24 protein-coding genes are annotated in these 25,669 nt (G+C 70.5%); 11 read left to right on the top strand and 13 right to left on the bottom strand.

Features of this window, described 5'->3' with window-relative positions:
- Positions 1 to 276: 276 nt before the first annotated feature.
- A complete protein-coding gene (locus tag AC067M_RS39700; protein WP_478701875.1) occupies positions 277 to 1,449 on the top strand; it encodes an ROK family transcriptional regulator in 1,173 nt (390 codons plus the stop codon).
- Positions 1,450 to 2,062: 613 nt separating this feature from the next.
- Here AC067M_RS39700 and AC067M_RS39695 read toward each other — a convergent pair.
- Both AC067M_RS39695 and AC067M_RS39690 read right to left on the bottom strand, forming a co-directional pair.
- A complete protein-coding gene (locus tag AC067M_RS39695; protein ID WP_478701874.1) occupies positions 2,063 to 2,662 on the bottom strand; it encodes a cysteine hydrolase family protein in 600 nt (199 codons plus the stop codon).
- Positions 2,663 to 2,758: 96 nt separating this feature from the next.
- Complete coding sequence (locus AC067M_RS39690; RefSeq protein ID WP_478701873.1) at positions 2,759 to 4,003, bottom strand: MFS transporter; 1,245 nt, start codon at positions 4,001 to 4,003, stop codon at positions 2,759 to 2,761.
- A 140-nt stretch (positions 4,004 to 4,143) separates the two neighbouring features.
- Here AC067M_RS39690 and AC067M_RS39685 point away from each other — a divergent pair, with 140 nt between their 5' ends.
- Positions 4,144 to 5,079, top strand: coding sequence for a LysR family transcriptional regulator (locus tag AC067M_RS39685; protein ID WP_478701872.1), 936 nt, complete (start codon positions 4,144 to 4,146; stop codon positions 5,077 to 5,079).
- A gap of 730 nt (positions 5,080 to 5,809) precedes the next feature.
- Here the strand turns inward: AC067M_RS39685 and AC067M_RS39680 are convergent.
- The 4 genes from AC067M_RS39680 to AC067M_RS39665 all read right to left on the bottom strand — a co-directional run bounded on the left by AC067M_RS39680 (position 5,810) and on the right by AC067M_RS39665 (position 10,599).
- Positions 5,810 to 6,460: a TetR/AcrR family transcriptional regulator gene (locus AC067M_RS39680; protein ID WP_478701871.1), complete on the bottom strand. Its 651-nt coding sequence runs from the start codon at positions 6,458 to 6,460 to the stop codon at positions 5,810 to 5,812.
- A gap of 375 nt (positions 6,461 to 6,835) precedes the next feature.
- Positions 6,836 to 7,750, bottom strand: a complete 915-nt coding sequence (locus AC067M_RS39675) for an aminoglycoside phosphotransferase family protein (RefSeq protein WP_478701870.1) — start codon at positions 7,748 to 7,750, stop codon at positions 6,836 to 6,838.
- Positions 7,751 to 8,005: 255 nt separating this feature from the next.
- The gene (locus AC067M_RS39670) at positions 8,006 to 9,541 is read right to left on the bottom strand and encodes an isocitrate lyase/phosphoenolpyruvate mutase family protein (RefSeq protein WP_478701869.1); all 1,536 of its coding nucleotides are present in this window, start codon (positions 9,539 to 9,541) and stop codon (positions 8,006 to 8,008) included.
- Positions 9,542 to 9,648: 107 nt separating this feature from the next.
- Positions 9,649 to 10,599, bottom strand: coding sequence for a LysR family transcriptional regulator (locus AC067M_RS39665; protein ID WP_478701868.1), 951 nt, complete (start codon positions 10,597 to 10,599; stop codon positions 9,649 to 9,651).
- 89 nt (positions 10,600 to 10,688) lie between these two features.
- On the opposite strand from AC067M_RS39665, the gene AC067M_RS39660 reads away from it, so the two are divergent.
- From AC067M_RS39660 to AC067M_RS39645, 4 genes are all read left to right on the top strand, one after another.
- Complete coding sequence (locus tag AC067M_RS39660) at positions 10,689 to 11,609, top strand: zinc-binding dehydrogenase (RefSeq protein ID WP_478701867.1); 921 nt, start codon at positions 10,689 to 10,691, stop codon at positions 11,607 to 11,609.
- Entirely contained in the window at positions 11,606 to 12,598 is a 993-nt protein-coding gene (locus tag AC067M_RS39655) for an alpha/beta hydrolase family protein (protein WP_478701866.1), read from the top strand. Before AC067M_RS39660 ends, AC067M_RS39655 begins: the two co-directional genes overlap by 4 nt.
- Before the next feature lie 382 nt (positions 12,599 to 12,980).
- Positions 12,981 to 13,289, top strand: coding sequence for a hypothetical protein (locus tag AC067M_RS39650; RefSeq protein WP_478701865.1), 309 nt, complete (start codon positions 12,981 to 12,983; stop codon positions 13,287 to 13,289).
- A 190-nt stretch (positions 13,290 to 13,479) separates the two neighbouring features.
- A complete protein-coding gene (locus AC067M_RS39645; RefSeq protein WP_478701864.1) occupies positions 13,480 to 13,716 on the top strand; it encodes a hypothetical protein in 237 nt (78 codons plus the stop codon).
- 252 nt (positions 13,717 to 13,968) lie between these two features.
- On the opposite strand, the gene AC067M_RS39640 is transcribed toward AC067M_RS39645, so the two are convergent.
- Both AC067M_RS39640 and AC067M_RS39635 read right to left on the bottom strand, forming a co-directional pair.
- Entirely contained in the window at positions 13,969 to 14,730 is a 762-nt protein-coding gene (locus AC067M_RS39640) for an SDR family NAD(P)-dependent oxidoreductase (protein WP_478701863.1), read from the bottom strand.
- Positions 14,731 to 14,787: 57 nt separating this feature from the next.
- Entirely contained in the window at positions 14,788 to 15,927 is a 1,140-nt protein-coding gene (locus AC067M_RS39635; protein WP_478701862.1) for an acyl-CoA dehydrogenase family protein, read from the bottom strand.
- 89 nt (positions 15,928 to 16,016) lie between these two features.
- Here AC067M_RS39635 and AC067M_RS39630 point away from each other — a divergent pair, with 89 nt between their 5' ends.
- Positions 16,017 to 16,619: a TetR/AcrR family transcriptional regulator gene (locus AC067M_RS39630; protein ID WP_478701861.1), complete on the top strand. Its 603-nt coding sequence runs from the start codon at positions 16,017 to 16,019 to the stop codon at positions 16,617 to 16,619.
- A gap of 179 nt (positions 16,620 to 16,798) precedes the next feature.
- On the opposite strand, the gene AC067M_RS39625 is transcribed toward AC067M_RS39630, so the two are convergent.
- Both AC067M_RS39625 and AC067M_RS39620 read right to left on the bottom strand, forming a co-directional pair.
- On the bottom strand, positions 16,799 to 17,161 hold the full coding sequence (locus tag AC067M_RS39625) for a response regulator (protein WP_478701860.1): 363 nt from the start codon (positions 17,159 to 17,161) through the stop codon (positions 16,799 to 16,801).
- Positions 17,162 to 17,268: 107 nt separating this feature from the next.
- On the bottom strand, positions 17,269 to 17,751 hold the full coding sequence (locus AC067M_RS39620) for a MarR family winged helix-turn-helix transcriptional regulator (protein ID WP_478701859.1): 483 nt from the start codon (positions 17,749 to 17,751) through the stop codon (positions 17,269 to 17,271).
- A gap of 168 nt (positions 17,752 to 17,919) precedes the next feature.
- Here AC067M_RS39620 and AC067M_RS39615 point away from each other — a divergent pair, with 168 nt between their 5' ends.
- Both AC067M_RS39615 and AC067M_RS39610 read left to right on the top strand, forming a co-directional pair.
- Positions 17,920 to 19,305, top strand: a complete 1,386-nt coding sequence (locus AC067M_RS39615) for a pyridoxal phosphate-dependent decarboxylase family protein (RefSeq protein ID WP_478701858.1) — start codon at positions 17,920 to 17,922, stop codon at positions 19,303 to 19,305.
- A gap of 12 nt (positions 19,306 to 19,317) precedes the next feature.
- Positions 19,318 to 20,184 (top strand): MFS transporter, encoded by an 867-nt coding sequence (locus AC067M_RS39610; protein ID WP_478701857.1) that lies wholly within the window; start codon positions 19,318 to 19,320, stop codon positions 20,182 to 20,184.
- A gap of 7 nt (positions 20,185 to 20,191) precedes the next feature.
- On the opposite strand, the gene AC067M_RS39605 is transcribed toward AC067M_RS39610, so the two are convergent.
- A complete protein-coding gene (locus AC067M_RS39605) occupies positions 20,192 to 21,244 on the bottom strand; it encodes a LacI family DNA-binding transcriptional regulator (protein ID WP_478701856.1) in 1,053 nt (350 codons plus the stop codon).
- Between the two features lie 364 nt (positions 21,245 to 21,608).
- Here AC067M_RS39605 and AC067M_RS39600 point away from each other — a divergent pair, with 364 nt between their 5' ends.
- On the top strand, positions 21,609 to 22,139 hold the full coding sequence (locus AC067M_RS39600) for a putative immunity protein (protein ID WP_478701855.1): 531 nt from the start codon (positions 21,609 to 21,611) through the stop codon (positions 22,137 to 22,139).
- 323 nt (positions 22,140 to 22,462) lie between these two features.
- On the opposite strand, the gene AC067M_RS39595 is transcribed toward AC067M_RS39600, so the two are convergent.
- Complete coding sequence (locus AC067M_RS39595) at positions 22,463 to 23,329, bottom strand: LysR family transcriptional regulator (RefSeq protein ID WP_478701854.1); 867 nt, start codon at positions 23,327 to 23,329, stop codon at positions 22,463 to 22,465.
- 93 nt (positions 23,330 to 23,422) lie between these two features.
- On the opposite strand from AC067M_RS39595, the gene AC067M_RS39590 reads away from it, so the two are divergent.
- Positions 23,423 to 24,160: an SDR family oxidoreductase gene (locus AC067M_RS39590; protein ID WP_478701853.1), complete on the top strand. Its 738-nt coding sequence runs from the start codon at positions 23,423 to 23,425 to the stop codon at positions 24,158 to 24,160.
- 153 nt (positions 24,161 to 24,313) lie between these two features.
- On the opposite strand, the gene AC067M_RS39585 is transcribed toward AC067M_RS39590, so the two are convergent.
- A complete protein-coding gene (locus AC067M_RS39585) occupies positions 24,314 to 25,315 on the bottom strand; it encodes a phosphotransferase (protein ID WP_478701852.1) in 1,002 nt (333 codons plus the stop codon).
- Positions 25,316 to 25,669 lie beyond the last annotated feature (354 nt).

Below are 25,669 nucleotides of genomic sequence, written 5' to 3'. Positions count from 1 at the left end.
ACAACCTGGATGTCGACGAGTTCCTCGACGACTTCCGGGTCGTGCGCTCCAGGCCGCCCTGGAGGCCTACCGCACGTCCGACGGCGACGCCTTCGTCGAGGCTGTGCCCACCTTCGGCCCCTTCCGGGAGGTCCCGGACGCTTGCGGGCCCTGAAGAGCAAGTACGAGATCGCCATCATCTCCGAACCTGATCCAGGCCGGCACAGGACGGCCAACTCGGCAAGTCCGGCAGAGACCACTGGTTCGGGCTGCGTGTGGTCTCGCTAAGGTCATGAGGTGAGCAGCATCAACCCCACACCACGCGACTACAACAAGGCAAGTGTCCTTGACGTGGTTCTCTCCCATGCGCCGTTGACCCGGAACAAGCTCATCGAGCTCACGGGGTTGAGCAAGGCGACGGTGTCGCGGGCCGTCGAGGAACTGCGCTCTGACGGGTTCGTCGTGGACGGGGGAGTCGACGCCGTCGTCGGGCGTGGCCGTCCGTCGACGTACCTCGATGTGCCCGAGACGGCCGGACATGTCGTGGGGGTCGGCTTCGGCGCCGTGACCACTGGCGTGCTGGTGACCGACCTACGCGGCCGTGAGATCGGACATGTGATCGTTCCGACGGTCGAGCACCACGACGTCCCCGCTGCCGGCCGGTGGCTGGTCGACCTGATCGCGCAGACCAGCGCATCCGCACGAGGGCCACTGCGCCAGGTCGTCGCGGCACTGCCCGCCCATGTCCGCGACGGCGCCGAGGTCTTTCGGCCTGCCGATCCGATGAAAGTCTTCTCCGGCAGAGACCTCCACCGAACCGTCGAAAAGCTCGTCGGTGCTCCAGTGTCCTTCGACAGTGACGCGAACGCGTCCTTGCTCCAGGTGCTCACGGACGACGCGAGCATCCATGACGCTGCCCTGCTCAGCGTCAGCAGCACCCTGAATTTCGCCACCTGCACGGGCCGGGAACTGGCTCGGGGACGTACTCCTTCGTTCGGCGACATCGGTTCCCTCTCCTCCGGCATCGACGACCGCACCCTGAACGGGCTGCTGAGCACCGCAGGGCTTGTGAAGTTCGCTCGGGAACACGGACTGGACCTCGAACGCGTCGAGGACCTGTGGCTGGCACGTCAGGACCATCGAGCCCGTGCCGAGATACTCAAGGCGTTCACGACGGCGGTCACGACCGCCGTGAGCATCGTCGCCGTGACGCTCGATCCCGAGTCCGTCTACTTCGTCGGCCGGTTGCACCCCTTGGTGGATGAGGTACTCCCTGAGGTACGCAAGCGACTCGCGCAGAACTTGCCGGCCATCCCCCGGATCACGACCGTCTCCCAGATTCTGGGACTCTCAGTAGCACGCGGCGCGGTGCACGCGTGCCTGGCCATGACCCACAACCGCCTACGGGACGCGCTGCTCAAGGCACGCAGTCAGGGAACGCGGCAGGAGCAACCTTCGCCAGCCTTCTGATCCGGACTGCGAGCATGAGCCGTCGCGACGAGTGGAACAGGCGCCTCATCAGCGACGGGCGAACTGAGGCCAGAGCAACACCCGGGCCGTGATGGGCAGTCTTGAAGCATAAAGCGGGCCAGATGTCGCGTATGGCAGCAAAGGGCCGACGGGAAGAGCTGATCGCCGCGGTGTCCGGCCGGCAGCCTCCTGGCCCTGCACCGCGCTCTATCTGGTGGCCGGAATCCTGGCCGCCTCCGTCGCCGGGGTACTGTCCGATCGCCTCTGCAGACGGCGGATCTTCGTCGCGCCGGCGGCGCTGCAACATGCTCGGCCGGTACTCCTTCCAGCTCCCCGAACTGCCCGGCGGGATGCGCCCGCTGCGCGACCTGGACGCGGCCGAAGAGGTGTGAACCCGGTGGCCATCGCCGCCGGGACTCTCCCGGCGGCGACGTTTGTACTGGTCACCGGGTTCACAGGGTGCCGGGAGCCGTAACACCGGCGGAGGGCGTGGCGGCGGGTGCGGTAGGCGGCCGGCGAGAGCCACAGGCTGCTGCTGGGCCGGCACTGGGGTGTGGGCGGCCGCCGCACCGGGGGTGCGGCGGCCGTGCGTGGCATCGGCTCGTGGTTCGAGTCAGTCAGCCCGGAGCAGGGTACGCAGCTCGGCGGTGTCGATGATGTGGGCCCGTGAGGGGAAGACTTTGTGGAGCAGAGCATTGTGGACTTCGGTGTCTGGGTCGGCGACGCCGTCGGACAGGACGTAGAGCTGGTAGTCGAGGTCGGCCGCGTCGATGACGGTGGACAGGACGACGCCGCTGGTACTGATGCCGGAGACGACCAGAGTGGTGATGCCGCGCTCGCGCAGCTGCTGGTCGAGGTCGGTGGTGGACATGCCGCCGTAGCGGATCTTGCGTACGGTGATGTCGCCGTCCTGGGGAGCCAGGCGCTCGTGGACGGCGGTGGCAGGGTCCTCGTGGTGCATGACGCGGTGTTGGGCCAGCGGGGCGAAGGACTTGTCGGAGGCCGGGATCGCGTCCCAGTCGGCCTCGGTGAAACCGACGCGTACGTAGGCAATGGTGCCGCCGTTTGCGCGAACGTCGGCGATGGCCCCTGCCACGCGACCGAGCAGGGCGTTTCGGTCCTCGCCTTCAGGCACAAAGGCCAGGATCGCGGGTTGGTAGTCCATGACGAGAAGAGCGGTGTGCGTGGGGTCGAGTGCGGGGGCAGTGCTCACGCGAGTGTTCTCCTTGCTGGTGGTGTGCCTGGTCGACGCGGACGCGCACCGGTGGACCGGGTGAGGCTGCGGGCTTCGGTGGTGAGTTGCGGTGTCTCATGAGTGGCTGCGGGACAGTTCCGGCTCGTGCTGCGACGTCTGGTCCTGTCGGGGAAGCAGGAGCGGGGTGGTCAGGATGAGCAGTCCAGCGACCGTGAGAGCGGTGTGTGGGCTGGTGATGTCGGCGAGCAGCCCGGCGAGTGCGGTGAGGATGGCGATGGACGCCTGCTGGCCGATCGACCAGGCCGTCAGGGTGCGGGCGACAAGATGCTTGGGGGTGTGTTCGAGCCGGTAGGTGGCGAGTACCGGGCTGTACAGGCTCATGTTGATGATGATCGCCAGCTCGATGGCCATCACGGTGACGAGGCCGACGACGCCGGGACGGACAAAGGCCAGGCCGATCAGCCAGATTGCGCGCAGGGTGCCGACGGTCCGGAAGACCCAGTGCCGGCCGAAGCGGGCTACGACATGGCGGGCCAGTCGCGAGCCGATGAGTCCGCCGAGGCAGGGGGCGGCGAAGGCGAGGCCGTACTGCCAGGGTGGGAACCCGAGCTGGCGAAGCAGGAGCACGGCCAGCAGCGGCTCGGTGGCCATGATCAGGCCGGCGACGAGCATTTGGTTGAGGTAGAGCGGCCGAAGACCGGGGTGGCCCATGATGTGTCGCCAGCCGTCGAGCAGTGCGCCTGCCCGGACCGGGCTCTTGTCGGTTGTTCGCGGCGCTTCCTCCTGGTCGCGGATCGCGGTGATGCCCAGTGCGGAGAGCAGGTAGCTGAGCGCGTCGGCCACCACGGTGGTGACCGGCCCGACCAGGCCGATCGCCGCCCCGCCCAACGGTGGCCCCACCGCGATGGAGCTCCAGTTCGTGGACTCGAACCGCGCGTTGGCGACGAGAAGGTCGTCCGGCCGCACGAGGGCCTTGAGGTAGGCGCCGCTGGCCGCGTTGAAGGCGATCTTGGCTGCGGCAACCACAGTCGAGACCACGACCAGTTGTACGAAACTGAGCCATCCGAAGGTGTAGGCGACGGGGATCGTCGCCATGGCCGCGAACCGGGCCAGGTCCATCATGATCATGACCGGGCGCTTGCGCCGGAACTCCACCCACGGCGCGAGCGGCACCGCGATCAGCGCACCCACCGCGGGCCCCACCGCGGACAGCGCGGACACCTCAGCGGGTCCGGCATGCAGCACCAGCACGGCGATCAGCGGCAACGCCCCGAACCCCAGCCCGGACCCATATGCGCTCACCGCATACGACGCCCACAGCCAGCCGAACTGCCGGCCCAACCGTCTCCTGCCCACCATGCTCAGCGCACTCCCCTTGAGGTCCCACCCGAACAAACTGACGTTGCCCGATGAGAGATAAGCGGGCAGGACAACAGCAGGTCAAACAACCGACCTGCCATCAATCCACAACTGTCAGTTGTTCACTAAGGTGGGTCGGCGTGGATCTCGAAGCAGTACGTACCTTCGTCGCCGTCGCGGAAGCGGGCCAGTTCCAGAAAGCCGCAGTCGACCTGTCGATCACCCAGCAGGCCGTCTCCAAACGCATCGCCGCTCTGGAGCGCACCCTCGGCGTGCGGTTGTTCACCCGGGCCCCACGCGGCGCTGAGCTCACCATCGACGGGCAGGCATTCCTGCCCCACGCACGCGAGCTGCTGCGCGTCGCCGAGCGTGCGGGCGCGTCCGTGCGCCCCGGCCGCCGTCCGCTGCGCGTCGACGTGATCGCCTCGCGCAGCGCGCAGTCGAGCCTGATGCGCGGCTTCCACCGCGCACACCCCGACATCGACCTCGACGTGATGATGTTGTTCGACATCGAGACGGCCATCACCGCCATCCTCTCCGGTGCGATCGACGCGTCCTTCCGCGCCGTCGCCGCGCCCGGCCGACCCCTTCCCGAGGAAATCGCCTCCGTCCGGGTGCTCGACGAGCCGCTCCAGCTCCTCACCGGCCCCGCCCACGCGCTGGCGGGCGCCCGGTCTGTGACCGTCGCTCAGCTCGCCGGGCACCGGATCTGGATGCCCGGCATCGCCCCCGGTACCGAGTGGGGCGCCTACTACGACGACCTCGTCGCCGAGTTCGGCCTCACCATTGAGGTGACGGGCCCCAACTTCGGCTCCGACGCGCTCCTCGACACCATCTCCGACACTCCGGCCCTGGCCACCTTCATGGGCGAGCACACCCGCCTCATCTGGCCCGCCGACCACGGTCTGCGCCGCATCCCGGTGACCGACCCGACGCCCGTCTACCCACACTCGCTCCTCTGGCACCGCGACAACCCCCACCCGGCGCTGGCCACCCTCCGCGCCCACCTCGCCGCCACGACGGCCGGCCAGGACGCCGCCGGGACCTGGGCACCGGGCTGGGTGATTCCTCGCTGAACGGCCCCGCCCGCGCGGCCAGCCCTGCCGGGGTGCGGGCGGTCAACGGCGGGCGTCACCAGGGGCGAGCAGGCTGGTCCGCGCCGCGATCGACCCCCAGCCCGCCTGGACCGGCGAACCGACTGCCTGATCCTGCCCCGGGTGGCGTCACACCGCTGCTGACGCCCCCGAACCATTCCGTCGCTCACGGCAATTCGGGCTGTCCGAGCCGCTTCGGCGGCGGACAACTTCCCGTTCTGTGCGGCGCGGGCGTGCCTGCTGCTGCGCATGGGCGAACCGGTGACAGGACACCGCGGACGCCCGGCGCCCGACTCGCCCACGAGGCGTTGCCGACCAATTGGCCGAGGCCGCACGGCTGGGCCGAGGAGGATCGCTGAGGACTTCGCCACCACCCACGTCGGCCTGGAGCACAGCCACGAGCAGGACCGTTCGGCGATCGCCCTCTCACAGATGTCCGAGAAGCGCTACAGCACCGGGATCTCCGGTGCGGCCGCCTCGGTGCGCGCCGGTACGTGGGCGCCGCACCACTCGCCAGAACCCGTCGGCCCTTTTCCCTCGAGATATCCAAATGCCGCGCGATCGCCCGGATCGGCATCTGCTCGGCCCCTGCAACCGGGCGCGGATCTCCCCCAGTCCGCCACGCCGGTCCCCTTCCTCCCAGCCGGGCTCAACGAGCCAAACCATCCACCCACGGCCGGCTCCAGTCTCACGCGGTCCCGGCGCACAGCAGTCAAGCGCTCGACAGGCTTCCCGTAGCCAGGTCACGCGGTACCGCCACCATCTCCACACGGCCACGAGCCAGCGCCACGGTAGAGGAAACCAACGCTTGCAGGCACGAAAACTCTGCCTCGTCATCGGGATGCGCCAGACGCTGCAGCGTGAGTCCATCGAACCCGGCGAGGAAGAACCGCGCGATCATTTGCGCAGGCTGCGCGAGTTGCTGCCCGGTGCGCTCAGCCGCTTCCTCGACAAGCCCCGCTGTCACGTTGACCACGCCGAGGTTGTGCGCTTCAAGAGCCTCGCGGAGGTGGGGTGAGCGGAGCGCGAACATGCCCAGTTCAGTGAGCAGTTGGTAGCTTCTCGACTGGTCACGCACCGTGCGCCACAGCGCAGAGGCCAGCACACCCACTGTTTCCTCGAAGCCTGCGTCAGCCGGCGCGGTCTGCCGCACCTGCTCCACCAGTTCCTGGGTGAGGTGCTCGATGACGGCACGGTACAAGTCCTCCTTCGTTCCGAAGGTGTAGTGCACCGTGGCCTGGGCCACGCCGAGCTCCGCGGCGATCGCACGCGTGCTTCCGGCGGCGACCCCTTCTCTCGCCATGAGGTCGATCGCCGCTTTGATCAGTTGAGGGCGGCGCTCGGCCGCTGAGACGTGAGCCATGCATCTATCATACCGACTTAATCCATCGAGCGAGTCGCTCGAACAAGTAGGCCTGGCGCCGGGCTTACCGACCTGACGGTGTCCGGAGCGACGACGGCGACCGTCCTCGACAGTCCACAACGCGGTATGCGCACAGAGTTCCCGCCGCAACTCCCGGGGGTGCCGTCGCACACGGATCTGGTGACTAGCTGACCATCGAGGTGGACATGCGCTGGGATCCACCGAGGAGTACCCCGCGGCCGGACCGGGGCCGGCCGGCGGCCGGGCCCGGTGACGCCCCGTCAGCGTCGGGATGCACGGTTGACCGGGTGGGCGGCGCTGACCGGGTGGGCGGCGCTGATCAGCCGGGTCCGGCGGTTGCGGCCTCCCGGTTGTTCAGCGGGCCGTTGCGATGAGGCGTCTTAGTGTGGCGTGCGCGGGTGGGCCCCAGGTGGCCTTGCCGCCGGGGCGGCCGTGGACGCCTGCCTCTCCGATGAGGAGGCCGCTGAGGGCTCGCAGCACCGCCCAGCCGCGGGCGCGGCGAAGGGTCGCGGTGTCCGGGGTGGGCTGGTAGGCGCCGTGGAAGTGGTCGGCGGCGCCGTCCGGCAGGAGTACCCAAGCGGCGGCGAGGTCGCAGGCCGGATCGCCCGCGCAGAGATCGCCGAAGTCGATCACGCCGCAGAAGGTACCGTCCGCGGTGAGGACATTGGCGGGATGCAGATCGCCGTGCAGCCACAGTGCCGGGCCCGCCCAGTCCGACGCGGCGACGGCGTCTTCCCAGACCGCGCGGACGGCTTCGGGGTCGGCGATCAGTCCCAGCTCGGTAGCCGAGGTGAGGTGTTCGGCGAACTGCTCGGCGCGGTCGGCCAGCGGCCCCCCGCGGCCACGGCCGACGGGCGCCGCCTCGGGAGCGGGCCGGTGAAGGGCCGTCAGGAAGGCGGCCAGGGCGTCGGCCGCCTGCGCACCGCTCGTGGCGGGGGCGCGGTCGGCGGGCTCGCCCTGCACCCAGGTGGTGACGATCCAGGGGCGCGGAAACCGCTCGGAGGGCTCGCCGAGGCGCTGCGGGACGGGGACCGGCAACGGAAGGTGCGGGGCGAGGGAGGGCAGCCAGGCGTGCTCCTTGCGCAGCAGCGCGTCCGCGGACTGCGTCGCCCAGGGCAACCGGACGGCGAGGTCGTCGCCGAGCCGCCAAAGCTGGTTGTCCCAGCCACGCGCTCCGAGACTCAGAGGATGATCGGCCAGGTCCGGGTGCTGGTCGCTGAGCAGGTCCCGGACCAACTCCGCGGTGACCTCGATCTCGGTATGCGTCATGCGGAGCAACCGTAGTCGGGGCCACTCCGCAGAAGTCCCCGAACGGCCTGACCATCTGCGTCGTCAGGCGCCCCTGGTCACGCGCATAGCACCTTGCGGACCCGCCCGCGCCGCCGTCGCTCTCACCGCCGCCTGTCTGACCGCGCGCCTGTCTGACCGCGGAGACCGCCACTCAGCGTCCCGGCCGACTTTTGACCTACGACATGGACCTGTGGATGGCGGTGCACGATCTCTGACAGACGGCACGCGAAAGGCCTACCGGCGTACTTGAGGTGCTCCCAGCGCCTGTACCTCGGCGTAGGAGAGGGTCCCGAGGTCCGTCGGCCGACCGTCGCGGATGGTGGTCGCGGTGGTCACAGCCGCCGCCAGGGCGCTGCGGTACAGCAGCGAGCCCAGGCTGATCCTGCGCACGCCCAGCGCGGCCAGCTCGGCGACGGTGGGGCCGGTCGGCGTGTACAGGATGTTCAGCGGGACGACGAGTGTTGACGTCAGGGCGGCGATCTCGTCCGGCTCCGACAGTCCTGGCACGAACACCCCGTCCGCGCCGGCCTGTTCGTAGAGCGCGAGGCGGACAGCGGTCTCGTCCTCCCGGCTGCCCTGCCAGTGGGTGTCGGTGCGCGCGTTCACGAACAGCTCCGGCACGGCAGCCTTGACGGCGGCGATCTTCGCGGCGTGCAGTTCCACGGGGGTGAGTGTGCCGTCCGGGCGGCCGTCTTCGAGGTTGATGCCCGCAGCGCCCGCGTCGTGCAACTGCCGGGCCAGCCGGGCCACCTCCTCCGGGTCGTCGCTGAAGCCCCCTTCGGCGTCGACGGTGAACAGGAAGGACCCCTGTCCGAGTCGGCGGGCCAGCGCCAGGGTCGCTGCGCCGGTCGCGGCTGCCCCGTCCTGCAGACCTGCGGCCGCGGCCACGCCCAGGCTTGTGGTGCCGATCGCCTGGAAGCCCTGTGCCGCGAGAAGGGCCGCGGAGGCGTGGTCCCAGGCGTTGGGCAGCAACAGGGGTGTGGCCTGGTGGTGCAGACGGGCGAAGTCGGTCAGTGGGCGCTGAAGCACGCCGTGGGCCAGGGCGAGGGCGTGGGCCCGGCCGGGGCAGACCCGTGGCGGTGCGCCGAAGGTGAGGGGGACGGGGTGCACGCGACCGGCTTTCGCGATGTCCAGGAGCACGACATCGCCCTCGGCGATCTCCCGGCCGGCGACCCGGGTGGCCTTCGCGGCGACCCGGCGCATGGTCCGTACCGGCGGATCCTCCCGGAGCACCCGGGCCAATGGAACGTCGCCGTCCGCCGCGGCCTCCATCAGCGCAGCCGTCGCCTCGCACGCTTGCACCAGCAACCCGATGCGGTTGGCGACGGACTCCAGCGCGGCCTCGTCCGCGCGCTCCGGCGCCAGTTGCGCCACCAGCCGGGCCACCGCCTCGTCCGCGGCCGCGTCGGCACCCCCGAAGTAGGCCCCCGCCACCACGGTCACGGCCTCGGCGACTGCCCCGGGGTCCGGCATCCCCAGGGCGTCGGCGAGGGTACGCACCACCCTCCCCCGGCCCTCCGGCCCGGGCCCTGCCGCCGCCGCCCGCCACAGCGAGGCGGGCTCCAGCCGGGCCAGCTCCGCTTCCACCACAGCCCGCCTCCGCCGATGCGGCTCACCGGCACTGAACCGAGCCACGGTGGCACGCAGCCAGGCGACACTCGCCCCGGCCGGACCGTCGTCCGCAGCCGGGAGCTCCGGAACGAGCGCCGGGTCGGCAAGCGCCGCCCGCACGTCCTCGTAGCGGTCGAACTCATGCATCGTGTGCGTCATGCCGCTGACGCTAGAGCCCGAACAGTTCGGCACTGCCCGAACCATCCCCGCGGCATCATGCCGCGATGCCACCATGGCCCGAGCTCGCCGAGGCCGCCGACCTGCTGTCAACGCTGCTTGTCCCGAGGCGGGAGGCGGTTCGTGGGCGGTTCGGGCAGCCAGTCGCGTGCCGGGTCGTACTCCAGCCATCGGCTTTGGCCCGCCTGCGCGGCGCAGGCGGCGGTGAGGGCGTCCAGTCCGGGGTGCCTGTTGCCGGCGTGCCAGAGCAGTGACCAGGCGTACAGCGGCGTGGGGTCGACCAGTGGGATCGAGCGCAGCCCGGGGACGTCCGGCAGCGGCACGTCGGCCGGCAGCAGCGAGAAGCGTCGCGGATCGTCCGCCAGCTCTACGAGGAAGTGGGTGAGCCCCAGGTTGACGCCGGCGGCCCTGTCCTGGATGTCGAATCGGTCGGCGAACTGGTGGAGGAAGTCGAGCCGGTCCAGCGCACCGGGCGCCCACAGCAGGCTGCCGCGCAACTGGTCGGGGCGTAGCGCCGGTTCTGCCGCGCGTGGATGGTGCGCGCTCAGCACGGCGTCGACCGGTTCGAGGCGGACGAGGCGGTGTGCCAGCCCTGCGTGCAGCGGGGGGTGGACCCGGCCGAAGGCGGCGTCGATGTCGCCGTGCAGCAGTGCGTCCGTCACCGACGGCAGATCGCGCCCGTGCCCCAGGACCAGGTCCCCGGCCCGTCCCGCGACCTGGGCCAGTGTGCGCATCGGCGCGTAGAGGTGTCCCCAGACGTCGACACGCAGTGGGCGGTCCTTCCCGAGAGCCGCGGCGACCGCGGCGTCGGCGGCGGCCAGGGTCTGCCGGGCTGCTGGGAGGAAACGTTGTCCGGCCTCGGTGAGGCGAACCCCGGTGCCGCCGCGCTGGAACAGCTTGACGCCGAGCAGGGATTCCAGTCGCGCGATTCTCTTGGACAGCGCCTGCTGGGAGATGGCCAGTGTTCCGGCCGCCCGCCCGAAGTGCAGTTCCTCGGCGGCGCGTACGAAGGCACGTACCTGCGCCACGTCGAAATCCATGGCCCTCACCATAGGCGACAACCAGAAGTTGTCGGTCTTGCTTGTTCGTTGTTGGATCGCCGGTGGGGTCGCGGGGTTGCATCTTCGGCATGCAAAGACTGATTCCCACGGGGAAAGCGGCGCGTCCGGTCGCCTTCGCCGAGGCCCCCCAGCCCGTCCCGGAGCCGGGTGAGGCACTGATCAAGGTCGAGGCGTTCGCGCCGAACCGGGGTGAGACATTCCTCCTCGAACACCCCCGCCCAGGGGCGCTGCCCGGCAAGGACATCGCAGGGCTCGTCGTACAGGCCGCAGCCGACGGCTCGGGCCCCGGCATCGGCACCCGCGTGGTCGGGCATCCCGCACAAGGCGGCTGGGCCGAGTACGCCGCCGTACCCACGCACTCGCTCGCGGTGCTCCCGGACAGCATCGACCACGTCCGGGCTGCGGCCCTGCCCCTGGCCGGGATCACCGCCCTGCGCCTGCTGCGTACGGCCGGTTCTCTGGTCGGCCGACGGGTGCTGCTGACCGGCGCCTCGGGCGGGGTCGGCCACTACGTCACCGAACTGGCCGTGCGGGCCGGGGCCGAGCTGACCGCGGTGACGGCCACACCGGTGCGCGGCGAGCGACTCGCGGAGCTGGGAGCCGAGGTGGTGCACGAGGTCGCGGCGGCTCAAGGGCCGTTCGACGTGGTGTTGGAATCCACGGGCGGGCCGGAGCTGCCACTCGCGCTGTCGAAGGTGCGCCCGGGCGGCACCCTTGTCTGGTTCGGCCAGGCAAGCCGCACCCCGGTCACCCTCGACTTCTTCCAACTGCTCGGTGGCCCTGAGCGCGCCACGATCCAGCACTTCCACTACGCCGACGCCCCCTACGGCTCTGATCTGGAGGTTCTGGTGAGGCTCGTGGAACGAGGGCAGCTGCACCCGGAGATCGGCCGGATCGCCGGCTGGGTGGAGACCGCCGGCACTCTGGTCGACCTGCGCGAGCGCCGGATCCGCGGCAAGGCCGTCCTGCTGACGGGAGGAGCGCGATGAGCGTCTCCGAGTTCGCCACCGCCCAGTGGACGCGCGCCACCGGCGCGGGCGTCGACCCCCACGAGTACCGGCGTGTCACCGATGGCCTCACCTCCGTCGCCGACTGGGGACCGTCCTTCCTGCGCACCGGCCACGGCTACCTCGAGCGCGCGCAGGACGCGGAATCGTCCGTCTCGGCCGGCGAGTACCTGCTCATGGCAGCGCGATGGTTCCACCTCGCCACACTCGCGCCGTACGCGGAGGCACTTCGTGCCGCCGCCGAGGCGGACCACGCCTTGGCCACGGCGCTCACTGTGCTGGAGCCCGGTGCCCGGCGCGTGAGCGGCGAGGGATTCACCGGCTGGCTGCGCGGGCCCGTCGACGCGCCCGGCACCGTGGTCGTCGTCCCCGGTCTGGACTCGGCCAAGGAGGAGTTCCTCGATCTGGTGTCCGCGCTGCTGGCCAGGGGCCTGGCCGTGTTCGCCATGGACGGCCCCGGGCAGGGCGTGCTCGCGGCCACGACGACCCTCAGGCCGGACTACGAGGAGGTCGTGGGCCGGGTCATCGACGCCCTCGGCGTCGCACGCGTCGGGCTCGTCGGCCTCAGCCTGGGCGGTTACTTCGCGGCCCGGGCCGCGGCGCTGGAGCCGCGCGTGGCGGCGGTCGCCACCGTCAGCGGCCCCTTCCGCCTCGCCTGGGGGGAACTGCCCCCGCCGGTGCGGGACATCATGGCCCGACGCACCGGAGGCCCCGACGCCGCTCGCGAGTTCGCCCACCACGTGGACCTCGCCGCTCTGGCGCCCCGCGTCGCGGCCCCCCTCCTGGTCGTGGACGGAGGCCAGGACGTCATCCCCGGCGTGACGAACGGCGAGCCCCTCGCCCGTCTGGCACCGCACGGCACCTACCTGTCCGTCCCCCACGGCGACCACCTTCTCGGCAACGCACGGCCCGACTGGCTGCCCCACCTCGCCGACCACTTCGCGCACGCCCTGACGGAAACACAGACATGAACCGCTTCACCGGGAGACCGTCCTCATCAGCCCGAGGTCAGCCCGAGGTCAGCCGGAGGTCAGCCGTCAGCTCCGACGGTGCGGAGTACGGCCTGTGCCATGCCGCGCTCACCGCGCTCGTCGGGGTGCACCGACGCTGTCGGAGCCGCGGGGAGCAGCGGCCCGACCCAGCGCGCGTCGCGGGCCGCGCAGGCGTCGCGGCACCCTGTACTTCGGTGAGGTCGAAGACGCTCCCAGCCCCGGCTGGTTGGGGCTCCACCCCGGCACGTGACAAGAACCCGGGACGGCCCCCACCGGCGGGGCCCCGACTGGCGTGCGGGCGGGGGCACGTAGCAGCCTGGAGACAGGGTCGTATCCACGCTTTCGCTCGACGCTCGAGGAGATGGCTGTGACCGCTGCTGACTACGACACCAAGTCGGACACCGCGTTCTTCGCCGACATCACCGAGGTGTTCAGGAAGCACCCCGAAGCCGCCGAGAGGTACGCCGTGGCAAGCCTCGCGCTCGAAGGCCAGCTGGGCATCGACTTCGCCCGGCAGTACGGATTCTCCTGGATCGAGGGCGACCGGATCATCACCGAGTTCCGCGATCGGGACACGGAGCCCGAGGCGCGCCGGGGCCGACTCTGCATCAAGTACCGGCTGGAGGGACAGGGGCTGGTGTGCGTGCACTGGATCGAAGCCCCGGAGTGACAGCCGCAGCCCTCGCCGGGCGTGCATCAGGCCGACGCAAGAGCGGTCACGGAGCGCACACCTCGGTCCGTACGAAGCCACGCATTCGACACTCACAGTTACCTTCCAGCGCGCTGGGACGTTGATGGGGTGCTCAAAGGGTCTCGATCCCCCCGAGCACCCCATCCCCGCATACGGAAGGACCAAGTCGATGCGAAACCCCACTCCCGTCCGACAGGCCGCGGTACGCGTTGCCACCGCCGTCGTGCTCACCACGGGGCTGCTGGCCATGGGTGTTGCCGGCGCCCACGCTGTCGAAGCTCCCGGAGCGGGCCCTGCCCCTGCCGGTAAGGACGACGCTGTCGGCGGCCTGATGTCCCAGGTGAGCGGCGTCCTGGGCGGCGGGGCTCTCAACACCATCCTGCCCAAGGGCGTCCTGGGAGGTTGACAGCCTTCCGGCTGCTGAGGTCCTGGGAGGCCGGCCGTGTGGGAACCGGTCTCCCCGGAACCTCTGCAGACAGCCGGTCCCATCGGGTCACTTGGCTGCCCCAGCGCGGGTCCCTACGGGCCTGACGCATCCGACGCAGCCCCGATCTCGCTGCTCGGCGTGCCGACTCACGCTACGGATCCGATTCCGCGCCCGGGTCGCAGGCGCAACGACTGACTCCGGAACCGTCGGGTACTCGTCCCGAGTCGCAGCTCAGCGGACCGACATCCTCAGGGCGCCGTCCATGCGGATGGTCTCGCCGTTCAGGTAGTCGTGCTCGGCGATCATGGTGACCAGGCGCGCGAACTCTTCGGGCTGGGCGAGGCGTTGGGGGAAGGGGACGCTCGCGGCGAGGCCGGCCCGGACCTCGTCGCCGAAGCCGGCCATCATGGGGGTGTCCACGATGCCGGGGGCGACGGTGACCACGCGGATGCCGTGCTGGGCCAGGTCACGGGCGGCGGTCAGGGTCATGCCTGCGACGCCGGCCTTGGAAGCGGAGTAGGCGATCTGGCCGACCTGTCCCTCGAACGCGGCGATCGACGCGGTGTTGACGATGACGCCGCGCTGGCCGTTTCCGTCCGGCTCGTGCCGGGCGATCGACTCGGCGGCCAGGCGCAGGACGTTGAAGGTGCCCAGGAGGTTGACCTTCAGCACGGTGTGGAACAGGTCGAGGTCGTGTGGTCCTGAGCGGCCCAGAATGCGGGCGGACGGGGCGATGCCGGCGCAGTTGACGGCGAGCCGCAGTTCCACGCCGTCGGCGTCCACGCGGGCCAGCGCCTCGCGGACCGGCGCCTCTTCGGTGACGTCCGCGGCGAGCAGGGTGACACCGTCGGGCTGCGGTCCCGCGGCGGACACCGCCTTGTCCAGGTCGAGGCCGTAGACGGTGGCACCGCGCGCGGCGAGGGCGGCTGCGGTCGCCGCGCCCAGGCCCGAGGCCGCCCCGGTGACCAGCGCTGCGGTTCCGGCAAGGTTCATGGTTCTCCTCGATGATGGTCCGTCAACTGACTTAGGGCGTGCATGGTTGATGGTGCGTCAGGCGGCGAGGTGGCGGCTGATGACCAGCCGCTGGATCTGGTTCGTTCCCTCGAAGATCTGCATGATCTTCGCTTCGCGCATGTAGCGCTCGACGGGGAAGTCCCGGGTGTAGCCGTAGCCCCCCAGTACCTGCACCGCGTCGGTGGTGACCTTCATCGCCGCGTCCGTGGCCACCAGCTTGGCGACGCTTGCCTGACGGCTGAAGGGGCGGCCGAAGTCGCGGCGGCGGGCCGCGTCCAGGTAGGTGGCGCGGGCGGAGTCCACCGCGGCGGCCATGTCGGCGAGGAGGAAGCCCAGCCCCTGGTGGTCGACGATCTTGCGGCCGAAGGTGGTGCGCTCGTTGGCGTAGGCGACGGCCGTGTCCAGGGCGGCCTGGGCGAGCCCGGTGGCGCAGGCGGCGATGCCCAGCCGGCCGCTGTCCAGGGCACTGAACGCGATCTCCAGGCCCTGGCCCTCGCCGCCGATCAGCCGGTCGGCGTCGATGACCGCGCCGTCCCACATGGCCGAGGTGGTCGGGACGGCGTGCAGGCCCATCTTGCGTTCGGGCCTGCCGAAGCTGAGCCCCTCGGTCGCACCGGGGGCGAGGAAGCAGGAGATGCCGCGGCTGCCCGGCGCGGTGCGGGCGAAGAGGGCGTAGAAGTCGGCCTTGCCGCCATGGGTGATCCACGCCTTGGTCCCGGTGACGCGGTAGCCGTCCTCGACGCGTTCGGCCTTGCAGGTCAGGGCCGCCGCGTCCGAGCCGGCCTGGGGCTCGGACAGGCTGTAGCCACCGAGGAGCTCACCGGCCAGCATGCGGGGCAGCCAGCGTTCCCGCTGTGCCGGGGTGCCGTAGGCGTGCAGGGGGTGGCAGGCCAGGGTGTGCACGCTGGTGGCCACGGCGACCGCGGCCCACTGGCTCGCCAGTTCCTCCAGGACCTGCAGGTACACCTCGTACGGCTGACCCCCGCCACCGTGCTCCTCCGGGTACGGCAGGCCCAGCAGCCCGGCCCGGCCGAGTACCGCGAACAGGTCCTCCGGGTAGGTCTCGTCGGCCTCGTGCTCCTCGACCCGCTTGCCGAGTTCCTTTTCGGCGAGTTCGCGGGTCAGGGCGATCAGGTCCTCGGCCTCCTGGGTGGGAAGCATGCGGTCGACCGTCATGGTGGCTCCAAGTGGTACTCAAAGCGGTACGTCAGTACCGCTTACCGTAGCGCATGTGGAGGTGATGTGACGCCTGGGATACTGGTCGGATGATCAAGGCCTCCGCCCCTATCAGCCCCAAGCTCACGGGCCGGGGTGCCGCCCGGCGCTCCGAGCTGTTCGAGGCGCTCGTGGCGCTGCTCACCGAGGAAGGCTTCGCACGCTTCACCCTGGACGATCTGGCGGCGCGTCTGCACTGCTCCAAGCGCACCCTGTACGGGCTGGCCGACAGCAAGGAGCAACTGGTCCGGGCCGTGGTGGTGCACTTCTTCCGGGGGGCCACCGAACGCGTCGAGGCCGCCCTGGCCGCCGAGGGCGATCCGGCCGCGCGGCTGGCGGCCTATCTCCACGCCGTGGCGGCGGAACTCGGTCCGCTGTCTTCGCAGTTCTTCGACGATGTGGCCGGGTTCGAGCCCGCCGCGGAGGTCTACGAGCGCAACACGCGGGCGGCCGCCCGCCGCGTGGAGCAGCTGATCGAGGAAGGCGTCGCGGCGGGCGTGTTCCGCGCCGTCCACGTGGCGTTCGCCGCCGACGTCATCACCTCGGTGATGGTCCGCATCCAACAGCGCCAGGTCACCGCCGCCACGGGCCTCGGCGACGCCGATGCCTACGCCCAGCTCTCCGAGCTCTTGCTGCGGGGTCTGGCCCGCTAGTGCTGTCACCGGAAAGGTTTGCCGGGAAGCTCGCGGCGTCCGGTGCGGTGCCTCGCAAGGCGGAGCATGACCCGCGTACTGGATGTACTCGGGTGATGCGACAACGCGGCGAGGTGCCGTGCCGGGCGTCGCGAGCCGGTGAACCTTTCCGGTCGCAGCACTAGAGCCTGTCCGGCGGATCAGGCCGGAGGAAACGAGCAGTGCCTCGGCGACGCGGGTGAGCGGGGCTTGGCGTGCAGAGCCTCTTGCTGTCCGGCGGCGTCGGAGTCACACCCACGTCGAGCCGCAGGCGGGTATGGCGCGGAGCCCGGGCGGCGCCGGGAGACGTCCTCGATGAGCCGGCGGGTCACGGACGGGGCGAGCAGCGCGTCGCCGGCGGCTGTCACCCGTACCGCCTGGGCGAGTTCGGCCACCGGCGCCGCCTTGAGGAGAAACCCGCTCACCCCGGCCTGGAGGGCCTCGTAGACGTAGTCGTCGAGGTCGAAGGTGGTCAGCATGAGCAGGCCGGTGCACCACACAAGGCGGCGGATGGAGAGCCGCAAGTGGGGAGACGGTGCGCCGACCGGCGTCACGCCAGTGAGCCAATCTTGCGTGACACCTGGGGAGGGGCAGCGTTCGGCCACGTTTCGCGGTCGGCGCGCGACAGGATTCAGTCGTCGCGCAGGGCTTTCTGGATCTCGCTCAGCGAGTCGGTGAACCGTCCGTAGTCGTCCGTGGCCACCGGCGCGACGAAGTACCGTTCGACGACTTGTGCGTGAACAGCGGCGGCCCGCAGGAACACCGCATGACCGTGGTCGGTCGATTCGACCAGGATACTTCTGCGGTCCCCGGGGGCCGGCACGCGTCGGACCAGATCTGCCCCCTCCATGCGGTCGATCAGACGGGTGATGCCGCTGCTGGTGAGCGTGAGGTCGTCGGCGAGTCGGCGCTGCGAGACCTCCTCGTCCGGCTGTCGGCAGAGCCTGATGAGGACCTCGAACATGGTGTGGCTGATCTCGCACTCCTGCCGCAGGGCCGTGTCGATCCGCCGTTCCAGCAGGGTGGCGGCCTTGATCAGCAGCCCGAAGTCGTGAACGAGCCGGCTGTTGGCGGCGCGGGCGGCCTGGTCGCCCTGTCGAGTCGCGGCATCCACCTGTTGCGTCCTCTCGTGCCGTGGGCCCCTGTCCAGGACCGTCGGCCGATTTTACTGCTTCCTCATCTACGAACGTCTCAATTACTGAGCAGTCAATTGCTGAGCAGTCAACGAAATCCTATAGTGCACTTCAGTACCCACCAGAGAGGGTCGGAGAGGGAGAAATCAGTGGACCTGCAGCACTGGCTCGGCCGGGCCAACCACGCGACAGAAGAGTGGGCCGACACCTTCGGGCCCTACGAGCGGCACCCGTCCCTCCTCGTCGAGGACGACCGCTTCGCCGCCGCCTTCGAGGAGTTCACCGGTCGGCTGAAGGACAACTACCCCTTCTTCCACCCGAACTACGCGGGGCAGATGCTCAAGCCCCCGCACCCGGCCGCCGTGGTCGGCTACCTCACCGCCATGCTGATCAACCCCAACAACCACGCCCTGGACGGCGGCCCCGCCACCGCCCGCATGGAACGCGAGGCCGTCGCGCAGCTCGCCGCGATGTTCGGCTACGACACCCACCTCGGCCACCTCACCACCAGCGGCACGATCGCCAACCTCGAGGCCCTGTTCGTCGCGCGGGAGCTGCACCCCGGCCGAGGCGTCGCCTACAGCGCCGACGCCCACTACACCCACGGCCGCATGTGCCACGTCCTCGGCATGAAGGGCCACCCGATCCCCACCGACGACCGCGGCCGCATGAACCTCGACGCACTGGAGGACGTCCTTCGGACCGGAGACGTCGGCACGGTCGTCCTCACCGCCGGGACAACCGGTCTCGGGGCCGTCGATCCGATCGACGCCGCCCTCGCCCTCAGGGGCCGTCACGGTGTCCGGCTCCACGTCGACGCGGCGTACGGCGGCTTCTTCACCCTGCTGGCCGGAGCCGGCGGCCCCGAAGGGCTCCCCCCGGAGCCCTGGCGGGCGATCGCTCACTGCGACTCCGTCGTCATCGACCCGCACAAGCACGGACTCCAGCCCTACGGCTGCGGCGCCGTCCTCTTCCGCGACCCGGAGGTGGGCCGCTTCTACCTCCACGACTCGCCCTACACCTACTTCACCTCCACCGAGCTCCACCTCGGCGAGATCAGCCTGGAATGTTCCCGCGCCGGCGCCTCGGCCGCCGCCCTGTGGCTGACCTTCCAGCTCGTCCCGCCCACGCCCGACGGCCTCGGCCGCGTCCTGGGTGCCGGCCGACGGGCCGCCCTGCGCTGGTCGGAGCTGATCACCGCGTCCGATGCCCTGGAGCTTTACCAGCAGCCCGAGTTGGACATCGTCAGCTACTTCCCGGCGGTGGAACCCGCCACCCTCTCCGCCGTCGACTCGGCATCGGCACGCGTCCTGGCGGACGGCATGGCGAGTGCTGATCCGGTGTTCCTGAGCACCCTCAAGGCCGACCGCGAGGCGTTCGCCGCACGCCACCCGATAATCACCGCGGACGCCGACGGCGCACGCATCCTGCGCAGCGTCCTGATGAAGCCGGAATCCGAGCACCACGTGGAGCGCCTCCACGACCGGGTCGAACAGCTCACCTCCCGCCCGATATATTCCACTTACATCGAGTAAATGATCTCTTGCATGCGGTCGTTGTGGGCACGCCTGCCGCTCCGCGACGACGAACGGGACACCGCCTACCTGTGGGAAGCGCTGCTCACCGAAGTGCTGGTGATCGGGGCGCCGTTGATGCTGGCGGCGCTGATGCTGACGGGCTCCGCCGGGAGGGCGCTGACCGTCGTCGCGGTGATCGGCGGCGTCGGCGCCACGGGGCTGGGCTTGGTCGAGGTGCCGGAGGAAACGGACGGCGCGGCAAAAGCCGAGGCAGCCGGAGATTCGGACGACGGGACCGGCCGTGGCAACCTACTGGGTCCGCTGCGGTCGCGGCCGATGCTCGCGCTGACCGGCACGATGGTGCTCTGCGCCGTGCCCATCCGGCTGATGACGCTGGCCATTCCCGCCTTCGTCGACGCACACGGTTCGCGAGAGAGCACCGGCCTGGTGTACGCCTGCTGGGGCGTGGGCAGCGCCGTGGGCGCCCTGTGGCTGGGCCGCTCCCAGTCGCAGATGGCGGTGCATCTGCGCTTCCCGCGCCTGGTCCTCGCCTTCGCCCTCGGCACGGCACTGCCGCTGCTCGCGACGTCCCCTCTGACGCCGGGGCTCGCGCTGGCGGTGGGCAGCGTACCCATCGCGCTGATGGCCGCGAGTGAGATGACCCTGGTCAGTACGGTGGCGGACAGCCGGTCCCTGACCGAGGCGTTCACCTGGGCGTCCGTGGCCACCGTCGTGGGCGACGCGCTCGGACAGCAGGCGGCGGCCTGCTCATGGAACCGGCCGGCCCGCGCGGCGTCTTCGCCGTCGGCTTCGGCATGGCGCTGGTCGCCGCCGTCGTCGCCTTCGCCTGCCGCGGCCTGCTGGCCCGTACAGCCGAGCCTCCGGAGCCCGCCGTAGCGGGAGGCTAACGCGGGCCGCGGCCCGGGTCCGAGGCTTCGGCAGTGGATGTGCCGACGGCGGGCCCGGTGCTGGACCGCAACGAGATCGGTGGCGCGAGCAGGTGGTGCCGGGCGGACGCGTCGGGGTGATCGAGCCGCTCGACCAGCAGGTCGACGGCGCGACGGCCCATCTCCTCCGCCGGTACGTCCGCCGCGGTGAGCTGCGGGGTCACCGTCTCCGCCCACCGGCCGGCCACGACCCCGGTGACCGAGAAGTCGCGCGGCACATGACGGCCCGCCTCGGTGAGCCCTCGATAGAGGCCGCCCAGCGCAGCCTCGTTGAGCGTGACCAGGCCCGTGGTGGCCGGGTCGTCGAGCAGGATTCGCTCCAGGCATGCCTGGCCGGAGGCGGCATCGTCCCCGCAGGTGTACGTGCGGACGGTGAGCCCGCGCTCGGCTGCGGCCTTGGTGAACCCGTCCAGTCCCCGGTGTGCGGACTCGTAGCCCGCCCGCAAGAGCTGCTCGGGCCGGTTGACGAACGCGACCCTGCGGTGGCCGAGGTCCGCGAGATGGTGGACGCACGCCGCCGCCAGCGCGGTGTGGTCCAGGCCCACCCACCAGCCGCCCTCGGGATGGGCGGTGCGGCCGATGGCGACGGAGGGGAAGCCCAGCGCGGCCAGGTGATCGACCCGGTCGTCCTGGAGCCTGATCTCCATCAGGATCGCACCGTCGACCCTCCGCTCCCCCAGCAGCCGCTGGAACGAACGGTCGCTGTCCACGCCGCTGGGTGACAGCAGCACGTCGTAGTCGTACGCCGCGGCGGCCTCCACCACGCTGCCGATGAAGTCCAGCTGCATCCCGGTGTAGTGGTTACCGGCCGGGGGGAACACCAGGCCGATCGTGCTGGTCCGGCCGTTGGCCAGGGCACGTGCGCTGGCGTTGGGCCGGTAGCCCAGCTCGTCGATGACGTCCTGAATCCTCCGGCGCGTCTCGTCCGACACGGGGCGCTTGCCGCTCAGCGCGTAGGACACGGTGCTCCGCGAGACACCGGCCCGCTTGGCGATCTCACCGATGTTCACGAGGGACTCCTTGCTCGAACTTGCTCGAACCGGTTCGATGCTTCGGAAGATAGCAGGCCGCCGGTCGTATGAGTACAGAGAACGATGACGGAGCGAAAGCCGGGTGTCGAACCGGTTAGCTGAAAGCGAAGGCAGGAACAAGCGGGGCAGCTGTCAGAGCACCTCCCTCCGCACTGCTCGTAACAGACCCGAAGTCATGAACGGGACCATGGGCAGGCCATGGATGAGCCGCCCTGCCTCTCGGCAAGCTGGGTACTGCAGGAGGATTGGGATCGGCGTCAGGTCCCTCGAACCGGTTCGAATCGCGGCACCACAAGGCCCGGTGCCCCGGCGCTCGACCGGCGATCTGCGGCAGGATTGAGCCGTGCCAACTGAATCCGACAAGATCGAGCTGAGCGAACACGAACTTCGTGAGATCACGGGCTACGCGGCCGACTGTGCGCGGCGGACGCTGGCGATCTTCGAACAGCACCTTCCCGCTGACCCACGCCCACGCGACGCCATCGACGCCGCCGACGCCTTCGCCGGCGGCGGTCGGCGCACGGCGGCTCTGCGGCAGACCGGGTGGGCGGCGTACCGAGCGGCCCAAGAAGCCGCTTTCCCCGCCGCGGTCGACGCGGCACGAGCGGCAAGCCATGCGGCCGCCGCCGCGTACCTTCATCCCCTGGCGGACGCTCATCAGGTGAAGCACATTCTCGGTGCGGCAGCACATGCGGCACGAGCAGAAGAGCTGGCATCGGATGACAAGCGCGTCACCCCAGGGGCCCTTGAATGGGCGCGTCATCACGCACCACCGGCGGTCACCGCCGTACTCGGCCGGCTACCCGCCACGCCTCCCGGCGGCGGACGTGTGGGAGAGCTCATGCGCGACCTCGACACCGCACTCCGCACCTGAGGTGTTCCGGAGACCTGGCCCCTGCTGGGACGTCGGCCATCAGTTTCTCCAGCAGCGCGATGAGCAAAGTGCGTGCCGCAGATGGGCGCCCGGTGGTCCCCGGTGTTCGCTGGACCAGACCGTCGCGTCCACCCGCACACCGCAACCGGGACAACACCGCTCGATCGGCGGCCCTTGGGCCCCGGCCACTCAGCCGGCCCAGACCCGCCCCACGGCTCAGGAAGCCGGTTCAGGAACGGGCACTTACCCTTCAGCAACTCCGCGGCCGTGAAGGCACCCGCGCGCAAGCTCTACGCCCACCGCGATCCGAAGGCAAGAGACGGTCATAGCTGCGTGGCCGTACGGATCAGCCCGGCGAGGGCGAGGGAGCTGCTGTGCGCGGGCCAGGCGATGTGGGTGATGACGGGGGGTGCGTCGGCCAGGGGGACGGCGATGTGCTCGGCCCATAGCCAGGCACGGGCGGAGTCGGGGAAGACGGCCATGGTGCGCCCGAGGGCGATCAGCTGGGCCAACTGCGTCTGGTCGTGGATCTCGGGGCCCGGGCCGGGCGGGTACGTGCCGTGGCGGTGGGGCCAGCGGGCGAGCGGAAGGCCGGGGACGTCGCTGATGTCGGCCAGGGACAGAGTCTTGTGTGCGGCGAGGGGGTGCCAGGCGGGCAGGATGGCGACCTGCCCCTCGGTCATCAGTTCCTCGCTGTCGAACCCGGCGAGGGAGTCGAACGGCGCGTGCATGAGCGCCACGTCGGCGCGGCCGTCGCGCAGCATTACTTCCTGCTCACACATGCCGCTCGGCAGCACCTCGACCTCGGCGGCGCCGGGCTCGGCCGCGTACGCGTCGAGGAGCTTCTGCAGCAGCTCGTGAGACGCGGCGGCCTTCACTGCCAGCACCAGGCGGTTGCGCGGGCCGCCCGGAGTGTCGGCGCCACCTGCGCGACGGGTGCGGCGGGCGGCAGCGGCGTTCGCGTCGAGGGCTGCCCGGCCCTCGTGCAGCAGTACCTCTCCGGCGCCGGTCAGACGGACACCGCGGCGGTCACGTTCGAGCAGGCAGACGCCGAGGCGCCGCTCGAGCTGCTGGATCGCCCGGGACAGCGGTGGCTGGGCCATGCCGAGGCGTTCGGCGGCGCGGCCGAAGTGCAGTTCCTCGGCGACGGCCACGAAGTACCTCAACTCGCGGGTCTCCAAGGTGTCCACGGCCACACCATACGCCAGTGATACCCACCGGGTATCACAGGGCACTGTATCGGTGTTGGATGCGCCGCTCGTCCGCGAGCGAGCATCAATGGCATGAGCGAAACGAAGATCGCGCTGGTGACCGGCGCGAACAAGGGAATCGGATACGAAATCGCGACCGGGCTGGGCGCCCTCGGGTACCGCGTGGGCGTGGGAGCCCGCGACGATGCCCGGCGCGAGTCCGCCGTCGAGAAGCTGCGCGCCGCCGGGGTGGACGCGTTCGGGGTGCCGCTGGACGTGACCGGCGACCGGAGCGTCACCGATGCCGCGGAACTGGTGGAACGTCAGGCCGGGCGTCTGGACGTCCTGGTGAACAACGCCGGCATCTCGGGAGACACGGGGCCGGGGTGGGTGCAGGACCCGACCACGCTCGACCTCGACGTGGTCCGCACGGTCGTGGAGACCAACGTCATCGGTGTCGTCCGGGTGACCAACGCGATGCTGCCGCTGCTGCGGCGCTCGACGTCGCCGCGCATCGTCAACGTCTCCAGTTCCGTCGGCTCCCTGACCCGGCAGGCGGACCCGGACATCGAGATCGGCCCCGTCATGGCGGCCTACGCGCCGTCGAAGTCGTTCCTCAACGCCGTCACCGTGCAATACGCCCGGCAGTTCGCCGGTACGAACATCCTGATCAACGCCGCCTGCCCGGGGCTGGTCGCGACAGACTTCACCGGCTTCCACGGGCCCCGAACTCCTGAGCAGGGCGCAGCCACAGCGATCCGGCTCGCCACGCTGCCCGACGGCGGCCCGACGGGGGCGTTCTTCGAGGACGACGGCGTCATCCCCTGGTGACCCCGCCCCTGTGACCATGCCGGACGCCTCGGCGTGCTCGACACGATCGCAGAGGAAGCGCTGTCGTCAGCAGTAGCCTCCCGGGATGACAGGAGCCGGTGGTCGACGGCATGGAGGACTGCCCGGCCGGGCTGCGTGTCCGGAAGCTGGTCACTACTGGAAGTTCCGGCTGGATTCGAGATAGCCGGTGAGACAGGTCAACGCCGCGGCGATGTCCTCGCCGGTGCCGTGCGGCCGACGCAGCTCGTCGACGAAGATGGCGATGTCGGCCAGCATCCACCACATCCGATACAGCGCGAGGCCGGCCGGCGTTGCGATGCGGCCGGTGACCCGGGTGTAGCGCGCCAGTACCTTGTTCTCACTGCGGGCCGGCTCCTCACCGAGCATGTCGGCCAGGGCGGTGGTGAGCATCCACAGGTCTCGTTCCGGTGGAGCGATCTGCACAGTGCCCCAGTCGATGAGCCACGGTCCGGCGGGGGATCGCATGATGTTGCCGGGATGCGGTTCGCCGTGTGTGACCACCCACGTCGCCTCGGTGCCACGGACCGCGTCGACGTACCGGTCGAAGTCGGCGAGCCACCCTTGGATGCGTCCGGCGTGCGCGGCCAGGACCTGGCGGGCCGGCTCGGCCAAAGGCCCGCCGGTCCATTGCTGGTCGAGGTCACGCAGCGCCTCGTGCAGCCGGTCCCGGCCAGGCAGCACCAGATCTGTGCGCAGAGCGGTGTCCGCCACCACAGGGGTGGCCCGATGCAACTCGGCCAGAATGTCTATCACTTCGGCCCGATCCTCGGGTCGGTGTACCCCGAACTGCCCGGCGACGCCCGCGATCATCGGGAACACCGAGAGGGCGTACCGCGGAGTGAGCCGCCACACCACTGCGCCGGTCTCGGCCGGGACTGGCGCGAGGACGAAGTCGAGCCCGGCGTCGCGCTTCAGGGCCAGCGCGGTGCTCAACGACCGGCCGAGCCGGCCGAACGCGTCATCGCGCCCGGTGGCCTCGACACCGAGGTCGTCGGCCTTGACGAACCACGCCGTCCCGTGCCGGTCGACCGCCGACCAGTGATAGCTGCCCGCGCCCACCGGCAGGTACTCGACCGACTGGGTCTCGATGGCCCAGCCGTCGGCCAGTGCCCGGATCAGTGCGGTCTCGCTCAAGCCCGTCGGCCTATCTCGCATGTCTGGGCATTCTGCCTCCTCGCGTGGCAGGGCCGCAGATCATTTACGGCACGGGCGAGGACCGGGTCTCGGTGAAGAGAGGTTCAACAGCGCCCAGGACCCTGATACGCCGGCGCACTGGCCCCGCCAGGCTGCTGGAAGCGGTTCAGGGCGCGGTCCGGGCCGTCGGGGACGGGCGTGTCGCCCTCCGGCATCCGCTCGCGCTGAGTCCCCAAGGCACGACGTAACCCCAGCCGCTAAGGGTTTCTGAAGCGTGTTGCTCAAGGCTGTGATCTGGCAGGTCAGGCCAGGTATCTGCTGTTCTGGTCACGCTGCCAGGGCGAGGTTGTGCAT

The organism is Streptomyces sp. NPDC043427 (assembly GCF_056436655.1).
The sequence above is the reverse complement of the archived record's forward strand: the minus strand, read 5'-3'. Positions and strand labels throughout refer to the sequence as shown.

What these genes read in the sequence shown, in the direction of transcription:
- AC067M_RS39675 (WP_478701870.1), bottom strand. Translation starts at nt 7,750, where the DNA reads ATGACGCATACCGAGATCGAGGTCACCGCGGAGTTGGTCCGGGACCTG.
- AC067M_RS39660 (WP_478701867.1), top strand. Translation starts at nt 10,689, where the DNA reads ATGCAAAGACTGATTCCCACGGGGAAAGCGGCGCGTCCGGTCGCCTTC.
- AC067M_RS39680 (WP_478701871.1), bottom strand. Translation starts at nt 6,460, where the DNA reads ATGGCTCACGTCTCAGCGGCCGAGCGCCGCCCTCAACTGATCAAAGCG.
- AC067M_RS39670 (WP_478701869.1), bottom strand. Translation starts at nt 9,541, where the DNA reads ATGACGCACACGATGCATGAGTTCGACCGCTACGAGGACGTGCGGGCG.
- AC067M_RS39590 (WP_478701853.1), top strand. Translation starts at nt 23,423, where the DNA reads ATGAGCGAAACGAAGATCGCGCTGGTGACCGGCGCGAACAAGGGAATC.
- AC067M_RS39650 (WP_478701865.1), top strand. Translation starts at nt 12,981, where the DNA reads ATGGCTGTGACCGCTGCTGACTACGACACCAAGTCGGACACCGCGTTC.
- AC067M_RS39635 (WP_478701862.1), bottom strand. Translation starts at nt 15,927, where the DNA reads ATGACGGTCGACCGCATGCTTCCCACCCAGGAGGCCGAGGACCTGATC.
- AC067M_RS39655 (WP_478701866.1), top strand. Translation starts at nt 11,606, where the DNA reads ATGAGCGTCTCCGAGTTCGCCACCGCCCAGTGGACGCGCGCCACCGGC.
- AC067M_RS39630 (WP_478701861.1), top strand. Translation starts at nt 16,017, where the DNA reads ATGATCAAGGCCTCCGCCCCTATCAGCCCCAAGCTCACGGGCCGGGGT.
- AC067M_RS39610 (WP_478701857.1), top strand. Translation starts at nt 19,318, where the DNA reads ATGCGGTCGTTGTGGGCACGCCTGCCGCTCCGCGACGACGAACGGGAC.
- AC067M_RS39640 (WP_478701863.1), bottom strand. Translation starts at nt 14,730, where the DNA reads ATGAACCTTGCCGGAACCGCAGCGCTGGTCACCGGGGCGGCCTCGGGC.
- AC067M_RS39665 (WP_478701868.1), bottom strand. Translation starts at nt 10,599, where the DNA reads ATGGATTTCGACGTGGCGCAGGTACGTGCCTTCGTACGCGCCGCCGAG.
- AC067M_RS39645 (WP_478701864.1), top strand. Translation starts at nt 13,480, where the DNA reads ATGCGAAACCCCACTCCCGTCCGACAGGCCGCGGTACGCGTTGCCACC.
- AC067M_RS39690 (WP_478701873.1), bottom strand. Translation starts at nt 4,003, where the DNA reads ATGGTGGGCAGGAGACGGTTGGGCCGGCAGTTCGGCTGGCTGTGGGCG.